This is a genomic window from Pseudoalteromonas denitrificans DSM 6059 (genome assembly GCF_900112265.1).
GTDB lineage: Bacteria > Pseudomonadota > Gammaproteobacteria > Enterobacterales > Alteromonadaceae > Pseudoalteromonas > Pseudoalteromonas denitrificans.
In genome coordinates this window covers 22659-47440 of the sequence record NZ_FOLO01000034.1, presented here as the reverse complement: position 1 = coordinate 47440, position 24782 = coordinate 22659, and the positions used below count along the sequence as shown (strand labels likewise).

Below are 24782 nucleotides of genomic sequence, written 5' to 3'. Positions count from 1 at the left end.
TAATGACTTATGTAACTTGCAGTTTCTGTTGTCTAAATAATGAAACAAAATTACTTAAAAAACCGATTATAAAAATTAACCCTAGCAAATACCATAAGGTATAATCTTGCTCAATTTCTTTAGCTTCATCTTTTACTTCTTCAAGTTTTTGACCGGATACTTGCTCAACTTTTAGTTGTTCATTAGGCTTTGCATGTTCAGGTAATGCTTGCGGTTGCATGTTAGCCAAAGCCAGAGCTGCTAAACCAAATCCGGCATTTTGATTTTGTACATAATCAGTGAACTTTTGATTATCAGTTACAACATCATGCTGATTGGCAATTTCGGTATAGGTTTCTAACATTTTTTTGATAGTTTCAGCATCAGCCTGCCAATAGCCTTTTCGAACGGCTTCAAGCATACGTTCTATTATTTGTGCAAGTGCTTCTGCATTATGTTTTTCAAAAAACTCACGCATCTGTAGGTCATATTTATCATTCACATAAACCTCAAAGAACTCTTGCCATTGGTCATCTCGTACGGCTTCAGGGGTCATTACTTCCCAGCCCCACATATTATTCATGCGATCTAAAATGGCTGTCGCACCAGCATAACCTGAGTCTTGCATAGCTTGGATCCAACGAGGATGAAAATATCGGCTGCGCATTTCCTGATTTAAAAAATCTTTCATGGTTTGCACTTTTACATTGTCTTTACGACGTAAATTAGAGACATACATTTTTGGTGTTTTACCATCTAAATGCCTAACAGCTAAACCAATTCCGCCAAAATATTGGAAAGGGTCATCATTGGTCATCAGGGCATATAAATTAGTGGAACGTGAAAATATGACGCCATCAGTGCCAGATAAAACCTGATTATAGAGTTTAGTATCTGATACATTTTCACTCCAACGACTCTCATCTTTACCAAAAGCATAGCCCATTCTGTCTAAATACAAGTTGGCTAATTTACTATCATCTTCCCAGGTATCTGATGCTAAACTAGTCGCAGCTAAACCTGTACCGTAATTACCAGTTTCATTTGAAAATATACGAATTGAAGATAAATAATCTGCATCAGCCTCATTTTTCCCTTGTTTTAACAGGTTTTGTTTCAGCGCATTTGCGTGGCGATAAACAAAGTTATTATCTTCTTTAAGTTTGGCTATTTTATCGATTGCTTTTGCTAACCAAAGCATGACATTAGGAAATGCGTCACGATAAAGACCCGTTGCAGATATTACAACGTCAATGCGAGGGCGTTTAAGTTCACTATAAGGTATCACTTCAGTACCAGAAACATTGCCTTGACGATCCCATTTAGGCTTTAAACCTAAAGCATGGAGTATTTGTGCTTCTAGCGCACCTTGATGTCGCATTGTTTCTAATGACCAGAGGGAAAAAGCTAATTTTTCTGGATAACGGCCATTTTTAGCATAATAATCATCTATGGTCTGGTTCATTAATTTTACACCCGCAGCATAGGCTTCTTTTGAAGGTACTTTTGCAGGGTTAAAACCAATTAAGTTACGACCTGTGGGTGCCGCTTGTGGGTTTCTAATTGGGTCGCCACCGTAACTAACAGGAATATAGTTTGCCGATAGTGCGCCTAATAAGTTTTTAATTTCTGCAATGTTTGCAAAATTTTCCCAATATGTTTTTGCCTCTGTTAAATAGGGCGTTAAGGTATTAGGTAGATTTTTTAAAGGTTTGTTGTTAATAAAGGCATGCAATAATTGAAATCCATCTAAAGCGTTAAGTTTTACGACGTCACGTTCATCTCTTTTTAGCCTGTCAGTAATGGCTAAACCTGACTCTTGTTCATAATGTGCAGCAAGTTTTGCAAAATCTTCACCTAACATTTGGATCATCGTACTGTATAAATGCGCTTCTTCAGGTAATAAACCAAAAATATGCACACCTAAAGGTTGGCTTTGTTGGGCCAGTTCATTTAAATGATCTTGTATCCTACTAACATTTATTGCGAAATTTCTTATTAATTCATCCTTAGTTAGGCTGAGATCTTTTAAAATATTTAACTCATCCGACGTTTTGATAATTTGATTTTTTGTATTTTCTTTCGTTTGTCCTTGCTCAAGCATAATATAGTTACCGAGTAACTCATTAAGTTTGGCAACTTGCGTATATAATCCTGCCTTGGCAAATCCGGGTGTTAAATGGCTGATCATAGTGGCACGACCACGGCGCTTTGCTTGCATGGCTTCACCGACGTTATCAATAATATAGGGATAAAATACGGGTAAATTTCCAATCGCTAAACTCGGTGCATCAAATACAGATAAACCACGTTCCTTACCTGTTAACCATTCTTGTGAGCCATGCGTGCCTAAATGAATATAAGCATCGGCACCAAAGACTTTTCGGGTATATAAATAAATGGCTAAATAACTATGATTAATGGGCGTTTTAGTACTGTGATATAAAGATGAATGTTCTTTGGCATTTTGACCACGCACACCTTGGGGTAAAACAATTAAGTTTCCTAGTTTCATTCTTGGGATCACAAAGGCTTGCTCACCATTATGGTTGGCTAACATGCCATTGTCTTGTGGTTTCCCCCAGCGTTCAACAATAGGTTGTGATACCTCTTTTGGTAATGCATTGAACCAGTTTAAATAGGTGGAAAGGGGTAACCAATCAGCTAAACCTTGGGCTATTAAACCTAGGGTATCTTCATTTCTATAATATGGGCGTAATAACTTTCCTGCATTATCAATTAAAGTTTCGGCTGTTTGTGGATTGACTTGGTATCCTTGTTTTTGCATTTCTTTGGCAATTTCATTAATTGAAGAAGGTACATCTAAAAATGCGGCACCTATATTTTTTTCACCCGGTGGATAATTCCAGATAAATGTTGCAATTTTTTTGTCTGAATTTTTTATATGCGCTAAATTTGCATGATTATAAGCACGTTCTACTAAAGCCTTGAGTTGTTCAGGCATGGCTTTTTTGATGCCATTATCGTTTGCTGCAATAATTGTGGGGTCGGTGCTGCCAGTATCTTCTGGCATGACTAAAAAGAAAGGTGTTAATGAGGGAGAAACGCCGGCATTGTCGGCATTAAACTCAGCTTCATTACCTTGTGTGTAATTAAGCGCATGAATAACGGGCACACCAATTTGTATAAATTCGGACTTACGCTTTTCAACATAATGTAATGAACGGTAATTAATCAACAAATCAATTCTTGCTGTTTTATTTTCGTCTAATAATAATTCAGGGTAAGTTAAATTTTCATCGTTACCTTCAAAAAATACACCAAATGCTTTAGCCCCTTTAAGTTCTAATTGATTGATAATTTGGTCTACAATTTGTTGCTGCTCATAATCTATCACTGAACGGTGCATCGCAATGGCTACTACTGGTTTATTTACATTAGGTTTTAACCACGTATAAAATTGCGTTTCACTCGTGGTTACTAAACCTTTAAATTTAGGGTGGTACAGGCCAACATTAGGCACAATAATCGGATTTGATACAGAGTGTGAACTTAGCTTAAAAATATCTGTGGCTAAATATTGCATCAAGTTTGTATAGTTTTGTCGTCCTGCATTATTGTAATAAGCACCAATATTTTTTTGCTGTATTTCAGATAAACCTTGATTCATATTCTCATTAGCTAAATCACCGAGTGATACAACAGCAACATCTTTAAATTGCGCTAAATAGCCTTGATATTTGGCAAACATATATTTAGATAGTGCAGGGTTAATACCATCTAATAATATAAGTTGTGCATTTTGCCAGGCATTTTTAATGTCTTGTTCTGATTTGCCTTTAGTTGAAAAATTTATAAAATTGAAAGGCTGATTTTTTGATAATGAAACAAGTAATTCACCTTTGGCTTTGGCTGCATGACCCGACATCATTAGAAGAACATCTGGTTTTGATTGGGCATATGCAGCCTGTGTAAAAATAAATAACGAAAAAATCATTATTGAAAATGAGATTAAAAAACGCATTATAATTTGCCTCCCGTTTGAGGTGCTTTATTATCTTCTGGCACATATACAAAGCTACCGTCAGCCATTTTATAGGCAATGCCTGCACGTAGACCTTCACCTGAACCGATAGTGTCATTTGATTTATATTGTTTAATTTCCTTACCTTCCTTAACAATGATTTCCATGTTGGGTTTTCCTGCATTTTTAACCACAGTGACATTATCGGCAGAAAAGGTACTAAGTGGGTTTTGAGCTATCGCAATTAACAATGCTGCAATGATCACTAAAAATACATCAATTAAATTTACGGCACTGACAATAGGGTTTAGCTCTTCATCTTCATCTAAAAAGCGCATTATTATTCACCTTTGAATTTACGGATGTTAATGATCTCGTCAGCAAACCACCGCTTTTTTACCGAAGCAGGCCAAAAAGTGATGGTTGAAATAACTAATCCCCAAATAACGGCTGCAAAAGCAATAATTAAATTTTCACTAATGCCTTGAATATTACCATCGGCAAGCGACTTTAAAGCAGGCCCCATAGGGATCATGGTGGCAATCAAACCTAGCATAGGTGCGACTCTTGTCACTATGCGAAGCGTTTCTAACTTTTTAAGTGCATAAACTTCTATTTCATCTTCTGAGGCATTGGGATTTTTAACAAAATAGTTATGAATTGGATAACCTGTAAGTTGTTGAGCTGTTTTGTTTTTAATATTTTTAAAGTAGGCTAAACCGTTTTTTTTTCGTATTAAATATTGGGATACAAACCTGCCTAAAGTATAAATCGCATATATAAAAAGTACCAAAATAGACACTAAGACGGGTGTCATCAAGATTTCAGATACATTGGCCATTAGGGATTCAATTATTTGAATATTCACACTGCTACATCTCTTTTTTAAAAGTGTGTGAAATTTAAAGTATTTGCTTAAACTTATCAATAGCGCGAATGATAATAATTGTTATTTGTATTGCAATGGTGCGTTTTTTAAGTATGATTTGTGTCGTTAAATTCAGACAACAGCCAAAATCTGTATCAACTTGAAGTTAAGGAATACAAAAATTATGTTTAATCCAAACCCTGCAGTCATCGCGTTGGCCGTATCAGCCGCATTATTTTCAGCTCATAATAATGCAAAAGAGCAAAAAATAACTGATACCTTAAATGATTTAGAGACCATAGTTGTCAGTGCTTCGCGTACTGAAAAACTGTTAAAGGATGTTGCAGGCAGTATTTCGGTGATCACAAGTGATGATATTGAAAATCAAGCCGTTAATGATATGAGCCAATTATTTAAATATGACCCAAGTGTTCAAGTTACAGGGGATGTAGGTGGTGCACAAAACATTGTTGTACGGGGGATGGGCAGTGATCGTATTTTAATGATCAAAGATGGCATGCGTATGAATGAAGGTTATGGTGCCAATGGTTTAAACGACATTGTAGGTCGTGGGTTTATTGAAACAGATATATTAAAACAAGTTGAAGTTGCTAAAGGTGCTTATTCCTCCTTATATGGTGCTGACGCGTTAGGGGGGATTGTTGTATTCACTACAAAAGATGCCAGTGATTATCTAGCTGAAGGTGAGACAATTTCAGGAAAATTAAAAGCGGGATATTTTGATTTAAGTTCGCAGTCAAGTATTGCAGGTACTTTTGCTTTAAGAAATGGCGATTTTGAACATTTATTTAATGTTAGTACGCGCTCAGGGGAAGAAGAGCAAAATTATAATGAAACAAAAAGTCCATTCGATATCGACTCAAATAGCTTCTTTTATAAGGGAAAATATAATTTAAACGAAACAGACTTTATTAGTTTCACAGCTGATATCTGGCAACAAGAATCTAAAGGTGATAGTGCTGATGGCTTGCTCACGTATTTTAGACCTTTAGCCACTTTTGGGTACCAAATAGTGGATGAAAACGCTAAATCAACAAAAGGTGTTGACTCGTTTCAACTTAGATATCAAAGCGCCACACCTACTACATGGTATGACTTTTTGAATGTAAGTATTTATCACAATGAGACCCAACAAGATGATGTAGAGTATAGCCAGTTAGATATTAATGCACCTATGTTTGGTGTTATTGAAATTCGTGATATGTGGAAAACGGGTGGTTACAATCAAAAAACATTAGGGTTTATATCTCATGCGAGTAAAGAAATATACGAAAACCATACATTAGGTTTTGGTTTAGATATTGAAACAACTCAGAGCTCTAGAGATGTAATAGAGTATCGTGAAGTCGCAGGCGATACGACTAAAGATGTTACAACACAAAAGTTTCCCAAGAATGATGTTTTAAGAACGGGCATATATATTAACGATGAAATTAAACTTATAGATAACCAGTTGATTGTCACAGCAGGAATGCGGTTTGATAAGTATGAAATGGATCCAAATGGTGCCTTAAAATCGACTGGAGAAACGTTTTTAAAAGTTGATGACCAAGATACAACATTCAATTTAGGTGCACTTTTTCATATAAACGATGTGCTTGATATATACTCGCAATATGGCCAAGGATTTAAAGTACCAGCGTATGATTTAGCGTATGTAGAACACTATAACCAGCCAACTTCTGAATATATATATGAGGTGATCCCAAGTGAAGACTTAGCGCCTGAGAAAAGTGATACTTATGAGTTAGGATTAAGAGGGCGTATAGAAAACTTAGCTTTCACATCAGCAATTTTTTATAATAAATTTACAGACTTTTTATCGACAGAATTAATGAGTCATGAAACCGTAAATAACCAAGATGGCAGTTTTTCTCATATTCATGATAAGTTTCAATATAGAAATTTAAAGTCAGTTACGATAAAAGGCGCTGAATTTGGCATTACGTATTATGCTAACGATTATGTATCGGTATTTGCCAATGCAGCCTATCAAGATGGTAAAGATAACGAAACTGATTTATATCTTTCATCGATAAATCCTCTTTCAGGTACGTTGGGGGTAACTTTTGAAGTAAATAACTTTAGTAGTGATTTAGTGCTCAATTGGGCTAAACGTATGACTAAGGTAAACGAAGGGCAAGCACAGTCACCAGGGTATGGTTCCCTTGATTGGTTAGTTAATTACCAGCTAACAGATGAAATTAAAATGAATGCATCTATAAATAATGTATTTGATTCAGAGTATGCGCGTTATAGTAAAATTAATGGGCATGCGGTTGATACAGACATCAGTAATATTGCAGAGCCGGGTCGTCATTTTGCGATGAGTATGAGTTATCAATTTTAACAACTGAATAAACTTATTTGATAAATGAAATGGCGATAGTGATATCGTCATTTTTTATCTAAAAGCACAGTTATAATACAATTCTGGCTGCTTAAAACTTATTGCTTTGAGACTTTATTTTATCCATATCGATGCTAATGGTATTTAAGGAACCTAAAGCTTTTTTTACGGACACCATCACAGTATCGGTTGTTTGTGCAATGAGTGCCTCCTGATCATCTTCTAACCCCATAAAGGGTAAGTTTTTTTCTAATGTATCATTAAGAAGCTCTAATGCGATATTGACATCATGTTTTACCATAATAATATTATCGACTACATTATTTGTAATCAGATTGATATCACAAACCGCTTTTCTAATTTCATCTTTGTTTTTTGCACATTCTTTATAATTGAGCATTTTAAGCGCATTATTAGCACCGCTAAGTGCAATGGGAATAATATCGGTTAAACGACCATATTTGTTTTCATCTTCAATAGGCTTTTAACTAATACATTAATGTGACTAAAATTAAATTGAATTCTAGTATCAAATTTGTAAATTCTTCCTGAGTTATTTAATAAATCTATGACTTCTTTTTCTAGGGGCGTGATGCAGCCTTGATGAGAGCCAAAGGCATAATCATTTTCATACAAGGTTCTAAGACAAGCGGCTAAACCAAAAATATTCATAAACTTTAAGGTTGCATCCATGATATTTGTAGCACTGTCTAACTGAAATAACTGATCCAAATATTGTGCGACGTAGCCCATTTCAGAGCTGCCTGTCATGGCTTCAAAGGCAACACTGTTTGCATCCTCAAGTTGATCTTTTAAACCTAATATTTGGTTATGATAGGTAATTGTTTTTGATATTTTTAATAGTAATTCATCTTCCTTATAGGGTTTTACAATGTAATCTTCTCCTCCTGCTTTAAATCCAGACATGCGCTCTTCAGATGTGCCTCTGGCCGATACGAATATAACTGTGATATTACATAAGTTGGGGTCTTGCTTTAATTTAGCACAGACTTCATATCCATCCATTTTGGGCATGCTTACATCGAGTAAAATAATGTCCGGTTTGAATGTTTTTAATTTTTCAAAACATTCAAAACCATTGGTGACATATTCAATATTTTCATAAACTTCTTCAAGGTATTCACGCATGATAGTGATATTTAAGGGCTCATCATCTACAACTAATAATTTTGTTTGGCTATCTTTCATAGTTTGCACCAATGTGGTTTATGAATGGGTATATAAAACGTAAATGTAGTACCATGTTTTGGATTGTTTTTTGCGAAAATTTTACCGTAATGAAGTGTGATCAGCTCTTTACAAATTGAGAGACCTAATCCTGTACCCCCAGCTCCTGTTTTTGTTGCTGTTGATTGGGTGAATTTATCGAATACTAATCTTAATTCACTTTCAGGAATGCCAATACCTGAGTCGATAACATCTATATTTAATACTTCATATTTGCTATCTGCATCTCTTTTTCCTATTTTTTCGAAACTTTTATGAAAACCCACTTGGATCTCAGAATCTTCAGGGCTGAATTTAATCGCGTTTGATAATAAGTTGATTAAGACTTGTAAAACTAAAGGAAAATCATACCAAGGTGAAATATCATCATCAGAAATACGTTTTATACGAATATTTTTCTCACTCCCTAGCATAGATAATTCTGCGATCCCTTGATCAATTAGTTTTATAATTGTTTGGTTTTTAGGATTGAAATTTGATTGTCCACTTTCTAGCTTAGCCATATCCAGTAAATTATTAAGCAATACTAATAACCTTTCTCCACTGAGTTCTAAACTTGAAGCAAAGTCTTTTATTTTATCTCTCACATCAGTTTCTCTGATCAAATGGCATCTTTTTAAAATTAAATGTGTAAAAGAAATCATGGCATGCATGGGGGTTCTTAATTCATGGGACATGTTCGCTAAAAATTCAGATTTACTTGCGTTTGCGCGTTCGGCTTCTTCTTTTGCAAAAGTTAAATCTTTGGTTCTTTGATTAATTTCAGCTTCTAAAATATCACTTTTCTCTTCTAAAAATTCTTGCCTTTGTCTGATATTGCTTATATCAGAAAGAGATACAAGGTATTTAACTTTTCCAAGTATAGTGAATTTTGAATATTTACAGCTTAAAATTAAAGTAAGGTTATCTTTTTTAGTATAATTGAGTTCTATTTCACCTTGTTCATTGCTAAAAGCTTCATGGACATTAGAGATAGGTAAAATTTGATTTATATCTAGATTAATCAAGTCACTCGTATTTTTATCAAAATAAATACAACACATTTCATTTAAATATTCTATTGTGCCGTTTTTGTTTAATAAAAGAATTGCTTCATTAAGACCGCTAAATATTGACTTTAATCTCAGCATCTGCTCTTTAAGTTCTCGATTTTTGAATGACAACTCCTCTATTAAAGATTCATTGTCTAACTCAACCTGAACAAGCTCAACAACTTTATCTAACGCTAAATAAAAACTATTTGAATCAAACGGTTTTTCTACAAAATAGTCGATTTGAGCGTGAATTGCGTTTAATAATGTATCTTTGTCACCAAAACTTGTGACTAAAATAGTGCGCATTTCTATCTGTTTTTCTTGGCACATACGTACGAGCTCTAAGCCATTAATAACAGGCATATTAAAATCTGTAATTAAGATCCTAGGTGGGTGTTGCACTAAGTGTTCAAAGGCCTGTTGTGGAAACTCAAACTCAGTAACAGGAAAATCTTTGAGTACTAATAAATGGACTATTAATGAACGAACGGCTTTAGAGTCTTCCACAACAGTAACAGTTATATTTTTTTTATACTCTGTAGATGTAGAAAACATTGCTAAACTCCACTCATGAATAAAGTAAAATAATCAATAAAATAATGCTTTATAATGAAGATAGTTTAAAAATGTATAATATTTAAGCTATTTTAATTTTTAAACCGTTAGCGTACTTTTTTACATGCCGTTACTAATAAATACTTGTTATTTGAACAATATTAACGAGGTAGTACTAAAATGTGGGAATTGAATGTGTAAGGTTTTGCTTAATATGTTTTGAGATGTTCATGACTTTATTAAAAGCGTTCAGTCCTGAACGCTTTTAATAAATAATGATTTATTCTAAACCGGCTTCAAAAGTCAAAAATATCGTATTAACCATTTTATCTGCGAGTTTGGTATCATTAAGTTTAGTTTCATAATTTGCATGTAATAAATATCGACCCGCTTTAGGGGGAGTAAACTCAATATTACCTTTGGCATCAGAATTAACTTCAATTTCTTCTATTTGATTTCTATATAAGGTACCTTCTCTTACAATCGAAACTTCGACGCCTTTAACTTCTTTGCCATTAAATAAAAATTTAAACTTAGTTTCATTATTTTCGATAATATCAGAAGGATGTGTCGTTGGGATTAGTTCTAAAAACTCACCAGTTGATTCAAATGCAGTATTATTTGGCTTATTAAGTGTGACATAAGTCTCAATACGTGAAAAATAAAGTGCACCTTTTAAATCAGAAGCGTCCTTTGGCATATTAGCCTTGGTTGCGAGCTTATCTAATTTAGTGCGGATAGGTTTTTCAGAGGTAGGTATTTTATATTGGGAATAATATTTACCTTTTGCCTCTTTTTGAAAGCGATATGTGCCAGGCTGCGTTAATAGGTAGTCAAATACAGACTTTCTTCCACCACGATAACTGGATGATGGGTATTCAAGTTTACCTTCAGGTGTGATTATTTCAATATCTTCGGAACCAAATGGCTTATCAAATACAAAAACTTGGTTGCCAGCGGTAACATCAGATGTGATCCAAACTCCTTTAGCGCCATCATTGGATATATTAAATTCATTTGGTAAAATCCATCGGTCATGTGCAATCGCACAAGTAGAAAATATAGACGAGGCAATAAGGCAAGAGGCTAGGGTGATCAATTTTGGCGTTTTCATTCAATATTCCTTTGTTTATTAACTAATTTAATTTGATTTTGATTGGGCCCGTTTCCTGGGTCTCAGCAAGTTTTTCCTCGAAAGACGTGCCATTTAGCTTAAATGAATGTTTTAAAAGGTTTCTACCACCATGCTCTCTAACAACTTCAAAAAAAACTTTATAATCTCCTTTTTTTACAGGATTATTTTTTTCATCGGTTAAATCCCAGTTAAGAGAATAAGTTCCTGCTGGTCTTGTTGCTGATGAAATACCATCAACTAATTGTTTATCAGAGCGACCAATTTTACGCCACCAACGTCTTATATCTTTGAGCCATTTCTGACCCTCTGGTTCTGTCCAAAGCGCTAAAGTTTTAACATGTTGGCCTTTATTATTTTCAATCCAAACGGCGGTATAAGGACGGTGATATTGCCCTGTTTTTATTTCAGGTAAAGTCAGTGAGACTGATAAATTCGATTGTGCAAAAACGGGTAAGGCAGAACAAAACAGCAAACTGCATGCAATGGATGTGCTTTTTTTCATTTTAATCTCTTCTTAAAGTTTTACGGCACTAATGTGATATAAACGACAATGCAGCCAGAACTGACAAGTGCCATATACAAAATTGATTTTTTCAATTTTCGGGTTTGAGGCAATAATAAATATGCACCCGTAAGCGAAAACAAGATTATAAGTCCTGAGCTTATATCCAAAATTAAACGCCATGCTAGCCCAGTATTTCGACCTTTGTGTAAGTCATTTAAAATTGAAATAACGCCATAATTTTTAGACTCAATAATGGCGATATTATCGAGTAAATCTAAAGTAATATTTTGATAAGTACCGGGGCCTTTATGTACAATAATCACTTCATCTTCGCTAAACTCTATTTGCTCAAACTCAATATGCCATTGACTTTTTAGCCAGTGACCAGTCGCTTGCTGCCAATTTGTATCTTGTGGTTTACTGGGTAATAAATAATCTGGAATGGGCTGCTCTATAAATTGTACATTATCAATTTGATTATCAAACCACTGAGGGTGATTGAGTGTAATGCCCGTAATAGCAAAAAATAGCATAAACAAAAAAAGTGCCATAGAGACATAAATATGTATTGTTCTTGCTAGGCTTAATGATTTTTTATTAATGCGTTTTTTTGATGTTGCGTTCAATGAAATCTTCTTTTTGATATAAAATGCAAATCATCACTGCAATAATGATTTTGTTAATGAGAGTGATTCCTATTCTACTTGTGGTTTTTTATAAAATACAGCGTTTTTATAGGTTTACTATGAAAATGAAATGTTTTGTTTGTTTTATATTCAAATAAAATCAATAAACAGATAAGCAACCATATTTTTATCCATTTATTTTACTTCGAAGGTAACTGCTTAAAATATTTTTTAGCTTCAATATTAACTTTGTTTGCTAATAATATTGTGGATATCATAGTTGGGATCGCCATTAAAGCATACATAATATCTATGAACGTTATGACGAGTGTAAGAGAGGCCACGGCACCAAGAATGATTAAAGCCAGGTATATATAGATATATACTTTTTGAAATACTGCACCTAATAAAAATTCAGCGCATTTTGAGCCGTAATACCAAAAACTGAGCACGGTACTGGTACTTAAAAAGAATACAATCATGATTAATAAATAGCCGCCTATTCCTGGAAAGGCCAACTCAAATGCTTTTGCTGTTAAGGTAACTCCGGTGAAACCAGTGTCTATCACACCTGTTACTAAAATAACTAACGCAGTACATGTACAGACTAATAAAGTATCAATAATAGGCCCCAATGTGGCCACCAAACCTTCTCTGATTGGTTCATTCGTTTTAGCGGCCCCATGAGCCATTGATTCAGTGCCTATGCCTGCTTCATTAGAAAAAGCACCTCGTTGCACACCTATCATGATAATAGTGCCGATAAATCCGCCCGCAACAGAGCTTGCATCAAAGGCATTAATAAAAATAGAAGTAAAAGCTGGGAATACTTTCTCATAATTAATGATCAAAACTGAAAATGTCATTAACAAATAAACACATACAATAAAGGGAACAACTTTGCTTGTTACCTTTGCTATACGGGCTAATTTACCCATTACAATTGTACTAATTAAAATACATAATAATATGCCGCAGATCAGATCAAAGCTAAAGTGTTGCTCACTTGTTGCAAGTCCTTGAGGTATGGCTATAAAGTCTCTTAATATTTGTACTAATTGATTTATTTGAAAAATAGGGAGTGAGCCAAACATACATGCAATACAAAATAGCCAGGCCAGTGGCAGCCATTTATTTCCTAGACCTTCACGTATTACATACATAGGCCCCCCTTGTAACTCACCTTGTCTATCTAACCCCCGATACTTTACAGATAAAGTCGCTGTATAAAATTTTGTGGAAATACCCACAACTGCCGTAACCCACATCCAAAAAATAGCGCCTGCGCCACCTAGTGTAATTGCAACTGCAACACCACTAATGTTGCCTAAACCTAATGTGCCAGATAATGCCATCATTAATGCTTTAAAGTGGCTTAACTCACCTTTTGCTTTTTTATCACTATCATATTTACCTAAGGTGATCTGTACTGCGTGTTTGAGATGAAAGTAAGCTTGAAATCGAGAATAAATAACAAAAAATAATCCGCCGCCAACTAATAAAATGACTAATGGCAAGCCCCACATAAAAGCGGCAATATTGCCTAAATATATTTCTAATTTTTCCATATTATTTAAGCTCATAAAGTTGGTAGAGTATTTTATAAATATAAAAGTTTATTCACAGAGCTGATCTATATCATAATTTTATAAAGAAAGTTATAAAATTGCGACATTATGTCACACTTAAAATACAGTTAACTTTTTTACAATTACGTTTCATTATTGATTTGAGTTAGTCCTAAATGAACACTAAGTTAAAACTGTCTTTAATTTCTTTTGCACTTTCAACCTCTTTTTATTCATTCGCACAAAATAATAAAACGACACTTGAACACATAGAACGCATCTCTATCACTGCAAACCGCCAGGCGTCACTTGATACTGATCTTGCTATGTCAGTTCATAGTATAAATGCAGATGAGCTTAAGTTAGATAATGCACAGCATATCGCTGAGTCTCTCAATAGTGTTTCGGGCGTATTGATTGATCAGCTATCCGGTGGACAAGGCCATAAAACAGCTATTAGAATGCCAATGAATACAAGTGGTTATTATTTGTTTTTACAAGATAACGTGCCTATTCAATCGGCTGCATTTTTTAATCATAATGCATTATGGTGGTCAAGTTTTAATTCAAATGCTTCACGTATTGAAGTATTAAAAGGGGCGGGAACTGCACTTTATGGCTCAGGGGCCGTTGCCGCAACCATTAATGTTTTATCGAAACCGATTAGTGACATGGCTCAAACTGATTTAAGTATGACTTTAGGTCAGGCTAGTTATAATCGAATATCTGCAAGTCATAGCCAAAACATAAATGATAATAATGGAATAAGAGTCTCAGCCTCTCATGTATCAAATACTGGTTGGCGTGACCATACGGGCTCTCAACGTAGTGAAATAACATCGAGATATGAATATAAAATAAATGATTCACAAACATTAACAACTTCTCTTGTAATGAGTGATTTAGAACAAGAAATGGCTGCAGGTTTATCAAAAGAATTATTTGCAGCAGATCCCGCTAATTCTGGTTTGCAAGAAAATGTACTTCAAAATGATCCTTTAAGAAAAAGCCAATATATTAAACTGTCGACACAATGGGATTTATTTAGTGATGAAGATTTCTACTCCGTAATTGGGTATATTCGCCACAGAACAAATGATTATACTGCTACTTGGAATGCAAATATGCCAAAGAATGAATCCCAAGTTAATTCTTATGGTTTGCTGGCATTGGCTAATTGGCAACACCAAAGTGATGCTAATTCTATCTTAGGTATTGATTTTGAGTTTACGCAAGGAAACCAGCTTTCAAATCAACCAATTGATATAACAACAACCGGTTATGGTGCCGATACTTATAATAAAGGGGAGGTGTATTATGATGATACAACTGATTACACGAGTCTCTCTCCTTATTTTCAACATCAAAGAGCAATTTCTGCACTATTAGAGATCACTGTTGGGGCGCGTTTTGATTACGCAAAATTTGATTTTGATAATAATATGCCAATTTATGGCGATATTGGTCATGGATTACAAAGTTTAGAAAACCGAAGCGATCACTTTAGCCATTTAAGTCCAAAGGCGAGTTTAAACTATCATTTAACCGATAACTCTAGCACGTATTTACGTTATGCAAACAGCTTTAGATTACCAACAGCTGGCAGCCTTTATCATATTAAGTCAAGTGATACAGCGGATAATATTGCAACCATTGAAGCTGAAGTATCAGATACATTTGAACTTGGATATAAAAATAATTTAGATGCGCTATTCATTGATATTGCATTATTTTATATGGATGTTGATGATGCAATCGTACGTGCGTATGACGATAATGGCCAAAGGTTTTTAACAAATGCAGGGCGTGTCATTCATAAAGGGGTAGAAGTCGCTGTTAACTGGCAAGTCACCGAGCACTTTGATATCTCTGGTGCATATAGTCAGGCCAAACATGAATACGATAAATTTATTATTGATGAAGGACGCATAAAGCGTGGCAAATTAGTAGAAAAAAACTTATCCGGAAACGAAATGGTCATGGCTCCTGAATACCTAGCTAATCTAAGGCTTAGATATCAACCTGAGTATTTTCCAGGCCTTTCATCTATGATTGAAATACAATCTATTGGTGAATATTGGATGGATGAAAGTAATGAGAAAAGTTATAAAGGCTACACAATTGCAAATATTAAACTCAATTTTGATGTTACACCTAAATTGAGTTTAAATGCCAGAGTACTGAACTTAACCGATAAATTTTATGCGCAAGAAGCACAAGTACGTTATGGCAAAGAAACTTATCAACCGGCAGCACCACGCACTGCTTATCTAGGGTTGAAATATCAATGGTAAATATTTTATTTAGCACTTTTTTTATTGTGTTTATGTGTTGGTGTTCTCAATTAAGTGCGCATCAGCATGCACCCATAAAAAAAGAAAGAAATCTTGATACATTATGCAATATTCAAAAGATTGCATGTGCAAAAACAGTGACAGTTTCAGCTCATCCAAATGGAGATCTTTGGCGTGTTTGGACGCACAAAAATCACATGTTTTATGCTGTATCCCATAATCAGGGAGCGCAGTTTAATAAAAGGGTCAAAATAAAAGGGATTGATGAACCTATTTCTTCAAGAGGTGAAAATAGGCCTAAAATTGCTTTTGGTCAAAATGGTTTTGTGTATTTGTCATGGGCTATGCCCAAAGAGAAAAAATATACTGCAGATATACGTTTTAGCTATTCAAAAAATAATGGCCTCCACTTTAGTAAGCCAATAACAGTCAATAATGATGGGTTATTAACTGGGCATAGCTTTAATGAAATTTTGGTCACTGAAAATAACCAGCCAATAATAACTTGGCTTGATGGTCGAGATAAATTTAAAGCCACACTCGCTGGTGAGAAAACGAATGGCTCAGCGTTATATCTGGCAAAAGGCGCATTAAATGCAGATGGAAGCATGCATTTTACCAATAGACAACTTGCTAATGGTACTTGTGTTTGCTGTCGCATTGCTATGGTACAAACGGGAAAAGACAAAGTATCAATTATGTGGCGGCATATATTTGGTGATAATATCAGAGACTTTTCTTTATTAACTTATGACTTTAAAGATAAAAACATAATAAATCAAAATCGGGTGACATTTGATGACTGGTATATCAATGGCTGTCCACATCAAGGTGCGGCCATTGATATTGATGATCAACAAAGGTTGCATTTAACATGGTTTAATCAGGGACAAAAAGGCAAGGGTCTTTTTTATGCTTACTCTGATAACTTAGGCCAAACGAGATCACACCCTGTATCGATTGGTAATTTAAGCCAGCAAGCTATGCATGCAAATGTAAAGACTAATGGCAAAAACGTTAATTTAGTGTGGATTGAATTTAATGGTAAAGCACATGAGTTATGGCATCAAAAATCTATCAACAGTGGTGCAAGTTTTTTAAAACCTAAAATAATGGCCCGTTCAAAAACAGGTGCTGACCGTCCTTTCATAATCAGTGATGGCTTAGGTAATCATTATGTTAGTTGGCAGCGGCCTAAAACTGGACATTGGATAGAGAAATTATGATGAAATATTGTATTTTATGTATGTTGTTTTCAAATTTAGTGTTTGCTCAGCCAATTGAATTAACAAAAAATAATTGGAACAAGGTGAAAAGCTCAAACTTAAACAGCCAATGGCTAACGGTTTTGTGGTCTTTAGAATGTCCTCCATGTTTTAAGGAGTTATCTTTGATTTCAAAGATGGTATCAAAAGAGCCTAACCTGAAAGTTACCCTTATTAATACAGATGCCAGCGATGATTTGTTAGAACAAATACAGGACGTTTTAGCACAATATCAACTTAATAAGTTAACGAACTTTTATTTTGCTGATGAACAAGCAGCGCAAAGTCGGTTTATGATTGATCCAACTTGGTATGGCGAATTGCCTCGAAGTTATTTCTTTTCATCAGGAGGTACTGCAGTAGGGCGCAGTGGGTTAATAAATAAAAATACACTTAATAAGTGGTTAAAGTAAACAGATTTCACCGGTAATACGAGATATTCAGTTAACAATAATCTTTCCTTGCTGTATTAAATCCGCAAGTGCTTGGTCTAAGTCATTTAACAAATTTTGCGCATTATTCAGTTTATTTGAAACATTAAATACAATCGGTAGTTTACTGATGTTTTTAATGCTTAAACTATCTATTGGGTTCTGCTTAAGGGCTACCTCCATGGGTGATTGATAGTTGAGTAAATAATCAAATCGGCCACTTTTGAGTAACTTCAGTGCCGCACTATGCTTTTTGACTTCAACATAGGTTATGTTGTTATCTGGATTTTTTATATATTGTGCCCAGCCATCATAGCTATAACCAAATAATATGATCAGTTTTTTTCCGTACAAATCAGTTTTTTTTTGGATATTTATTTGCTGATCTATGGCATAGATATTTAAAGATAAGTAATGAAGTGCTTGAGAGCCACTAATGACATCGTTTTGTAAGGAATCAACTTTAATACCACACCATATATGAGTCAAACCACTTTTAAGTCGTGAGAAAAGTCTTTTTGTAGGCAAAGCCCGTTCATTATATTTTAAATTTAAAACATCATACACCTTATGGGTTTTAGTAACTAAGCTTCCCTGAGGCGTGTTATTGATTGTTGAATATAAAGGCTCAAAATTGATATAGCCAATATTAAGCTTATTTTGAGCGCCTTGTGAGGCAATTGAAACGTCAGATACAAATAATAAAGATATCATTACAAGAAAAAACAAGTAATTCGTTAGTTGATGGCTTTTCAATAAATTCTCTCTTATGAAAATAAAACTTGTTTATGTTTAGGCAAATATGATTGTATTTTTTTCAGTAAATCATCTGGAATATAAGGTTTTTCAATGACTTCGTTTATACCAACTTCCAAACACTTTAACCTGTCAGATTCATTGCATGCAGTGATTGCTAAAATTGGTATTGGTTTTATATTAGGGGATTCTAGTTTTCTGATCATAATGGCGGCTTCAAAACCATCCATCAGAGGCATATAACAGTCCATTAGTATGATATCTATGTTATTTTTTTTAAAAAGATCTATGCCTTCTTTACCATTATTGGCAATGAGTATATTACTGCAAATAGACTCAAGAATGGCAATGCATACTTTTTGATTAACCAAAGAGTCTTCAACTAATAAAATGGTGAGTTCATGTTGAGAATGTAATGTTGTGATTTTTGATTTGTCTTTTACAGTAGGTTTACTTTTGTATAAAAGATCTAATAAAACTTGCTGAATTTTAGCATGATTTGTAGGTAAAGTGATAAATGCATCTATCCCAAGTTGATGGCACTTATCTTTATCATCATCTTGTGAATTAGTCGAGGTAAGTAATACTTTGGGTATATTTTTTAAATTTGCATTGCGTATTTCATCGTAGACTTGATAGCCGTCAATTTCGGGCATGCATTTATCTATAAAAATAAAGTCATAACTATCATTTAAGCTGTCCTGGATCTGAATTTCCCGGATCGCAAGTTTAGGTTTATTAAGGGTTGTTGTGCGCATATGCCAGCTAGAAAGCAGTTCATCCATTACACGGGTATTAAATTCATAATCATCAACTATTAGTACTTTCAAACCACTTAAGCTAGGTAAATTATGTTTAACGTGTGCAAGTGGTATATTTGTAACCGTAAAGGTTAACGTAAAGTAAAAGTAACTGCCTAATTTTTCAGTGCTTTGTACTTTTAGAATCCCCCCCATTTTATCAACTAAATTCTGGCAAATTGATAAGCCTAACCCTGTTCCACCAAAATTTCGGGTGGTAGAGTTGTCTGCTTGTCTGAATTTATCAAAAATAACATCTAATTTATCTTCAGGGATCCCAATACCAGTATCGAGTACCGAAAATTTAATTTTACATTTTTCTAACCCATTTTCTTTGACCTCAGTGATCAGTGTCACTTTACCTGTTGTTGTAAATTTAGCTGCATTATTTAATAAGTTTATGAGTACTTGACGTAAACGAGTTTCGTCTCCTTCTATTAAATGCAATAAGCAGGGATCGGTGATCACCTCAAACTCTAAGTTATTTTTAAGTATATTGGGCTTGATCAGTGAAGCTGTTTCATTTATTAATTTAGGTAAGTCAAAAGCTTGCACGTTTATTTCCAGTTTATTGGCCTCAATTTTTGAAAAGTCTAAAATTGAATTTAATAAATCAATCATATGAACAGCACTGCTTTTTATCACCTCGACATATTCTTGTTGTTTATCGTTAAGGGAAGTACTTAACAATAAGTGTGTCATACCAAAAACGCCATTCATGGGGGTTTTTACTTCATGGCTAATATTTGCTAAAAACTCACTTTTAAGCTGGTTTACTGCTTCTGCTTTTTGTTTTTGTATTGTTAATTCTTCAAATGATTTTTGAATATTGATTTGCAAATTATTATATTCATTTACTAAGTAAGATAATTCATCGTCGATATTTTTTTTACGGTTTAGTTTTAAATTATTTACTTTTAAAGTTAACAATGAAAATTCAGACATGGAATTGGCAATGTTTGAAATATGTCTGCCGACAAAAATATAGACAATAAAAAAAATAATGAATGAAATAATAAAGGTTTTAGTACCTTGCGTAATTAAAGTTAATAAGGCTTTTTCAGCTAATCGTTCGTATACAGGTACTAAATCTGTAATAACGGTTAATTCACCTAAACTTTCAATATGACCATCAAAGTTATACAAAATTGGCCAAGTGCCAACTTGAGTATAATGTGAGGTATTATCTCCTTGGCTGAATTTAACAATATTTTGCTGTTTTAATTGCACTAATAATATTTCGGGTAAGTTACTTATGCCATTTATTTGCACCTGAATTTGCTCGTCATCTTCAGTCCAAAGTGCGCTTGAGATTGTTGGCAAATAACTGGTTTTTACTTGTTGTAAGCGTGCATCAATGGCTGACATATCATTTTTATAATCAACATAAAAATGTAAGCAGGTAATACATAAAGTAATAATTGAACTTGATAATAAAATCCAAAATAGCAATTGTCTTGCAAGTGGTTTTTTAAACTTCATCTATAACCTCGTCCTTGACCCCAAAACATTTTATTAAAAAGGGAGAAGTGCTTTAAATTTAGTCAAAAAACACAATATTACAAACGCATATGCAAATAAATAGGTGTTTATAGAATAAAAGCACTGTACAAAAAATGTACTAGTATTTAATAACCCAAAATTTGAAGAGGAAGTTCTATTAGATGAAAAGAAATGTAATTGGATTTTTATAAATTAATTATATTGAAGGGATCTAAAAATGAATATTTCAAATATTAAATTGAGCGGTTTTTTATATCTATTTGCATTAACATGTTTTAATTCAGCAGTATCTTCGCCTACTTTAGATTCAAGCTATACTAGCGGCATTGGAAACGGGTGGGTGAAAGTAGATCGCTGGGATAGTAATAATGTAAACCTGACTCAAGAATCATTTCCAACAGATGGTCGAGGAGATCAAACGGGTCAAAGAGTGACTTTTTTTAATGGAGACTCTACCCCGCATTCAGCTCAATTTCTTTTATATTATGCCCCTGACTGGGACACAAATACTAAAGCTACGCCCGTTTTATTAGTTCATGGTGCAAATCAAGATGCTGATATTGCTTGGGCAAATCCAAATGAAGCCGGAGCTTATGGATGTGGTAGGGCAACTTGCCCTAGTACAGGCTTGATGCAAGAGTTAGTGGATGATGATTTTAAAGTTTTTGCATTATCATTCGCTCATAAAAATGGTAATGGTTACTTTTGGTCACATCAAATAGCCGATGCGGTTGAAGTTGTAAAAAATGAAACCGGAGCCAGTGAAGTGGATGTGATAACTTGGTCAAAAAGTGCATTTAATGGGCGCATGTATGTCTCATCGGTAAAAGAGGCTTGGGGAGTCAGCTATCGTGGCGATGTTCGTCGATTAATTATGTTAGGTGGGCCAAATAATGGTGTTGATGGTTCATTTCGCCATGGCTGGACTTATACCTTTACGGTATTTCCTGCTTGTGGAGGTGCTATCAATGGTCCTGTAGCAAATGATAAAATAATCTGTTTTGGTTGGTGGCGAAGTGGCAATGAGTGGACATATACATCTGCATATTTCCCCGGTGCATCTCAAATGTTAAAACGTTGGGATTCGACTTATAGTTTGGCAACATTAGAGCAAGATTGGTACACCACATATCATGGTGGTTGGGGGGTTTTCACTCACTCTAAAGGCATTGATCATTACTTAAGTGGTTCAATTGTTGATACTTTACGCTCAGCAGGTACATCGTCAGGCGTCAGGGTTCATAATTTATGTGGTGATCAGGCCGATATCGCTTTGTTACATAATGAACATACGGGTCCATCAGATGGGGTTGTATTTGTTGATAGTTGTAATGACGCAACAGGTATTAATAATCATGGCGGATCTGCGGTTATATCAGTTAATCATTTAGAGCTCGGCTGGGATACACCTGGTGTTAGTCAAATTAAAACTTGGTTAAATGCATTATAAAATGACTTACTAGATTTTCGTTTTTTTTACACCGTAAAACTTTGCCAGGTTAGCCTGGCAAATTTGAATATGTTTTAATTAAATCTATAGTTAAGCGTAATCCCAAGAGTTCTTGGCGCACCATAATAACCCATAAGAAGTTTATCCCCTGAAAATCCAGGAATATATTCACCTGTATCTTTATCTTTAGTAACAAAGCCAAAGCTACCAGTGAGGTATTGTTTATCAGTTAAGTTTTTAATATATAAACTGGCGTGCCAATTACCTTGATCACTGAACCAGTTTAAATTCAAATTTAAGAGACCATATCCTGATTGACTCATTAACTGATCTAGCACTGTAAGCTGATAATCACTGCGATAATAATAATTACCATTTAATGTGAAACTATCAAAATCATAATTAAAACTAATGTTCGAAGTGATATCTGAAGTTTGTGTTATGGAAAAACGATCTGAAATATTGTCGTAGCTTGTACCATTAAAAGCCAAAGCTTGCGTAAACTCTGAATCAATTAAACCTAGGTTAATATCAAAAGATAATGCATTTGTTGCTGCAATGCTTAATTCAATTTCAGCCCCTTTAGCATCTGATTTACCTATATTTCCTAGGCGCTGATCAAGTTCCCCTGGATGAGCACCTTCTAAAACTGTGACAAATTGACGGTCTTGATGCTCTAACATAAATACACTTGTATTTAAGCGCATAAAATCAGCCCATTGGCTTTTAAATCCGATTTCATAAGAGTCAACAATTTCAGGGGAAACGGCAGGTTCTGCTTTTAAAGCTCTTGGATTAAACATGCCTGATTTAAACCCTTGCGCATAACTGGTATACCACATTAGAGTATCATTTTGTTGATACTCAAATCCGAACCTAGGTGTTACTCGGCTCCATTTTTTACTATCGTCTAGTACTTTTAAAATACTTGCATCAACCTGATTTTGGTCTCGTGTATAGCCTGGGACCCATGAAGACTCAGGATAAAGCGCACCAATTACAAACCCATTATAAACTTGGGCATCTTTTTCTTCTTTAGTAAAGCGGGCGCCTAATGTCATAGATAGCTTTGAATTAAAATGATAAGAACTTTGTCCATAAGCTGCCATGCTTTTACTATTGTTACAACCTCTGACCTCTAAACTTATGCCTAAAGTATCCAAAATAGCATCAAACTGACCACAAGACTCAGCATCATAATAATAAAGCCCGGTGACTAAACTGAACGTATCAGAGGTGTAGTTTAACTGAAATTCTTGGGTAAACTGTTTATCATCATATATTGCTGGTACATCAAAAATTCGGCTACTCGTATTATCAAAATCTATATTAACCTTGGAGTAATTATCTCTATGTGCAGTGACAGATTTAAATAGCCAGCTTGGGCTCACTGTATAACTAAACGTTAAACTACTGCCTTGTGTTACTACCGTATTCCAAGTTGGTAAACTGATATTTGAATCATAAACATCTTCAGGAACGGCTTCTTTAGTTTGAATGCTGGGTATAAACCTGTGCCCTCCACGTGAGTTAGAATCATCAGAAGTTTTGTCATAATTTAATCGTATAAATAAGTTATCTGTAGGCGTATATTCTAATGATACCCTATTACTGAATATGTCTTTGTTGTAATTCTCTTTATCTTGACCTGGTATTGATGTGGTTAAAAAAGTGCCATAACCATCTCTATTTAAACTGGCTGCGGCAAAACCGATATAGAGTGAGTCTTTTAATAGTTCATATTGCCCCGATATTTTTAGATCTTTTTGCTGATAGCTCCCTAAGGTGGTGCTAATGTTAAACTCATTCTCGCCCGTCATTTTTTTTGTTATATATTTCACTGCGCCACCTAAGGTGTTTTTACCGTATAAAGTACCCTGTGGACCTCTGAGTATTTCTATTCGCTCCATATCTAACAATTCTAAAACGGCACCTTGAGGCCTTGCTATATAAACATCATCTATATATAAACCCACTCCAGGTTCATAACCCCAAAGCGGATCTTCTTGACCAACGCCACGCATAAAAATACTCAAAGTTGAGTTTGTTGTTCTGCTGCTTTGTAAGCTGGTATTAGGTGAGAACTGTTGAATTTCAGTGAGCGATTCAAAATTATTGATAGACAGTTTTGAATCTGAGATTGAAGTAACAGATAAGGGGACTTTTTGTATGTTTTCAACTGTTTTACGTGCAGTAACTTCAATATGCTCTAATTCATTTGAATTTTTAGCATAAATATATGGCGGTAATATAAACATTGCCATGCAAATAATAAAATAATTAAATGCAAATTTTTTATTAACGAATAAGTCGGCATTAGGAGTGTTAGTATTGACTGGTATTTGTGTAGATTGTGATATTTTTGCCATATCAATCTAAATCCTTTTAGTTTATGCATTACGCCATAAA

At 34.5% G+C, this 24782-nt stretch carries 18 protein-coding genes; 5 read left to right on the top strand and 13 right to left on the bottom strand.

The window, feature by feature from the left end; translation table 11 throughout:
• Positions 1 to 7: 7 nt before the first annotated feature.
• From cobN to BM088_RS17750, 3 genes are read right to left on the bottom strand one after another with little or no spacing between them, the layout of a single operon-like run.
• A complete protein-coding gene (gene cobN / locus BM088_RS17760) occupies positions 8 to 3964 on the bottom strand; it encodes a cobaltochelatase subunit CobN (protein WP_091987590.1) in 3957 nt (1318 codons plus the stop codon).
• Complete coding sequence (locus BM088_RS17755) at positions 3964 to 4302, bottom strand: DUF2149 domain-containing protein (protein ID WP_091987587.1); 339 nt, start codon at positions 4300 to 4302, stop codon at positions 3964 to 3966. The genes cobN and BM088_RS17755 overlap by 1 nt, the downstream gene beginning before the upstream one ends.
• Before the next feature lie 2 nt (positions 4303 to 4304).
• Entirely contained in the window at positions 4305 to 4832 is a 528-nt protein-coding gene (locus BM088_RS17750) for a MotA/TolQ/ExbB proton channel family protein (protein WP_091987582.1), read from the bottom strand.
• A gap of 184 nt (positions 4833 to 5016) precedes the next feature.
• Here BM088_RS17750 and BM088_RS17745 point away from each other — a divergent pair, with 184 nt between their 5' ends.
• Positions 5017 to 7203 carry a TonB-dependent hemoglobin/transferrin/lactoferrin family receptor gene (locus BM088_RS17745; RefSeq protein WP_091987579.1) on the top strand — a complete coding sequence of 729 codons (2187 nt, stop codon included), beginning with the start codon at positions 5017 to 5019 and terminating at the stop codon, positions 7201 to 7203.
• A 91-nt stretch (positions 7204 to 7294) separates the two neighbouring features.
• Here the strand turns inward: BM088_RS17745 and BM088_RS17740 are convergent, their stop codons facing one another.
• The 7 genes from BM088_RS17740 to BM088_RS17710 all read right to left on the bottom strand — a co-directional run bounded on the left by BM088_RS17740 (position 7295) and on the right by BM088_RS17710 (position 13874).
• Positions 7295 to 7603 carry a hypothetical protein gene (locus BM088_RS17740; protein ID WP_091987575.1) on the bottom strand — a complete coding sequence of 103 codons (309 nt, stop codon included), beginning with the start codon at positions 7601 to 7603 and terminating at the stop codon, positions 7295 to 7297.
• Positions 7604 to 7650: 47 nt separating this feature from the next.
• On the bottom strand, positions 7651 to 8412 hold the full coding sequence (locus BM088_RS17735) for a response regulator (RefSeq protein WP_091987571.1): 762 nt from the start codon (positions 8410 to 8412) through the stop codon (positions 7651 to 7653).
• Entirely contained in the window at positions 8409 to 10040 is a 1632-nt protein-coding gene (locus BM088_RS17730; RefSeq protein ID WP_091987568.1) for a hybrid sensor histidine kinase/response regulator, read from the bottom strand. Before BM088_RS17730 ends, BM088_RS17735 begins: the two co-directional genes overlap by 4 nt.
• Positions 10041 to 10320: 280 nt before the next feature.
• Positions 10321 to 11154 (bottom strand): DUF4198 domain-containing protein, encoded by an 834-nt coding sequence (locus BM088_RS17725; protein WP_091987564.1) that lies wholly within the window; start codon positions 11152 to 11154, stop codon positions 10321 to 10323.
• A 22-nt stretch (positions 11155 to 11176) separates the two neighbouring features.
• Positions 11177 to 11677, bottom strand: a complete 501-nt coding sequence (locus tag BM088_RS17720) for a DUF2271 domain-containing protein (protein WP_091987561.1) — start codon at positions 11675 to 11677, stop codon at positions 11177 to 11179.
• A 20-nt stretch (positions 11678 to 11697) separates the two neighbouring features.
• A complete protein-coding gene (locus tag BM088_RS17715) occupies positions 11698 to 12306 on the bottom strand; it encodes a PepSY-associated TM helix domain-containing protein (protein WP_091987558.1) in 609 nt (202 codons plus the stop codon).
• A gap of 200 nt (positions 12307 to 12506) precedes the next feature.
• Positions 12507 to 13874: an alanine/glycine:cation symporter family protein gene (locus BM088_RS17710; RefSeq protein WP_091987554.1), complete on the bottom strand. Its 1368-nt coding sequence runs from the start codon at positions 13872 to 13874 to the stop codon at positions 12507 to 12509.
• Positions 13875 to 14050: 176 nt separating this feature from the next.
• Between BM088_RS17710 and BM088_RS17705 the strand changes: the two genes are divergently transcribed.
• Genes BM088_RS17705 through BM088_RS17695 form a run of 3 tightly spaced genes read left to right on the top strand, consistent with a single transcriptional unit; the run spans position 14051 to position 17846 of the window.
• Positions 14051 to 16168 carry a TonB-dependent receptor gene (locus BM088_RS17705; RefSeq protein ID WP_091987550.1) on the top strand — a complete coding sequence of 706 codons (2118 nt, stop codon included), beginning with the start codon at positions 14051 to 14053 and terminating at the stop codon, positions 16166 to 16168.
• Complete coding sequence (locus tag BM088_RS17700; RefSeq protein ID WP_091987547.1) at positions 16162 to 17394, top strand: hypothetical protein; 1233 nt, start codon at positions 16162 to 16164, stop codon at positions 17392 to 17394. Before BM088_RS17705 ends, BM088_RS17700 begins: the two co-directional genes overlap by 7 nt.
• The gene (locus BM088_RS17695) at positions 17391 to 17846 is read left to right on the top strand and encodes a redoxin domain-containing protein (RefSeq protein ID WP_091987543.1); all 456 of its coding nucleotides are present in this window, start codon (positions 17391 to 17393) and stop codon (positions 17844 to 17846) included. Before BM088_RS17700 ends, BM088_RS17695 begins: the two co-directional genes overlap by 4 nt.
• Positions 17847 to 17873: 27 nt before the next feature.
• On the opposite strand, the gene BM088_RS17690 is transcribed toward BM088_RS17695, so the two are convergent.
• A complete protein-coding gene (locus tag BM088_RS17690) occupies positions 17874 to 18578 on the bottom strand; it encodes a substrate-binding periplasmic protein (RefSeq protein WP_177208092.1) in 705 nt (234 codons plus the stop codon).
• Positions 18579 to 18631: 53 nt separating this feature from the next.
• Positions 18632 to 20902 carry a response regulator gene (locus BM088_RS17685; protein WP_091987536.1) on the bottom strand — a complete coding sequence of 757 codons (2271 nt, stop codon included), beginning with the start codon at positions 20900 to 20902 and terminating at the stop codon, positions 18632 to 18634.
• A gap of 238 nt (positions 20903 to 21140) precedes the next feature.
• Between BM088_RS17685 and BM088_RS17680 the strand changes: the two genes are divergently transcribed.
• Positions 21141 to 22373, top strand: coding sequence for an esterase/lipase family protein (locus tag BM088_RS17680; protein WP_091987532.1), 1233 nt, complete (start codon positions 21141 to 21143; stop codon positions 22371 to 22373).
• A gap of 74 nt (positions 22374 to 22447) precedes the next feature.
• Here the strand turns inward: BM088_RS17680 and BM088_RS17675 are convergent, their stop codons facing one another.
• On the bottom strand, positions 22448 to 24742 hold the full coding sequence (locus tag BM088_RS17675; RefSeq protein ID WP_245763855.1) for a TonB-dependent receptor: 2295 nt from the start codon (positions 24740 to 24742) through the stop codon (positions 22448 to 22450).
• Between the last annotated feature and the right edge of the window lie 40 nt (positions 24743 to 24782).

Coding starts and splice junctions, on each gene's coding strand:
- cobN (WP_091987590.1), bottom strand. CDS start 3,964: ATGCGTTTTTTAATCTCATTTTCAATAATGATTTTTTCGTTATTTATT.
- BM088_RS17755 (WP_091987587.1), bottom strand. CDS start 4,302: ATGCGCTTTTTAGATGAAGATGAAGAGCTAAACCCTATTGTCAGTGCC.
- BM088_RS17745 (WP_091987579.1), top strand. CDS start 5,017: ATGTTTAATCCAAACCCTGCAGTCATCGCGTTGGCCGTATCAGCCGCA.
- BM088_RS17740 (WP_091987575.1), bottom strand. CDS start 7,603: ATGCTCAATTATAAAGAATGTGCAAAAAACAAAGATGAAATTAGAAAA.
- BM088_RS17735 (WP_091987571.1), bottom strand. CDS start 8,412: ATGAAAGATAGCCAAACAAAATTATTAGTTGTAGATGATGAGCCCTTA.
- BM088_RS17730 (WP_091987568.1), bottom strand. CDS start 10,040: ATGTTTTCTACATCTACAGAGTATAAAAAAAATATAACTGTTACTGTT.
- BM088_RS17725 (WP_091987564.1), bottom strand. CDS start 11,154: ATGAAAACGCCAAAATTGATCACCCTAGCCTCTTGCCTTATTGCCTCG.
- BM088_RS17720 (WP_091987561.1), bottom strand. CDS start 11,677: ATGAAAAAAAGCACATCCATTGCATGCAGTTTGCTGTTTTGTTCTGCC.
- BM088_RS17710 (WP_091987554.1), bottom strand. CDS start 13,874: ATGGAAAAATTAGAAATATATTTAGGCAATATTGCCGCTTTTATGTGG.
- BM088_RS17705 (WP_091987550.1), top strand. CDS start 14,051: ATGAACACTAAGTTAAAACTGTCTTTAATTTCTTTTGCACTTTCAACC.
- BM088_RS17700 (WP_091987547.1), top strand. CDS start 16,162: ATGGTAAATATTTTATTTAGCACTTTTTTTATTGTGTTTATGTGTTGG.
- BM088_RS17695 (WP_091987543.1), top strand. CDS start 17,391: ATGATGAAATATTGTATTTTATGTATGTTGTTTTCAAATTTAGTGTTT.
- BM088_RS17690 (WP_177208092.1), bottom strand. CDS start 18,578: ATGATATCTTTATTATTTGTATCTGACGTTTCAATTGCCTCACAAGGC.
- BM088_RS17685 (WP_091987536.1), bottom strand. CDS start 20,902: ATGAAGTTTAAAAAACCACTTGCAAGACAATTGCTATTTTGGATTTTA.
- BM088_RS17680 (WP_091987532.1), top strand. CDS start 21,141: ATGAATATTTCAAATATTAAATTGAGCGGTTTTTTATATCTATTTGCA.
- BM088_RS17675 (WP_245763855.1), bottom strand. CDS start 24,742: ATGGCAAAAATATCACAATCTACACAAATACCAGTCAATACTAACACT.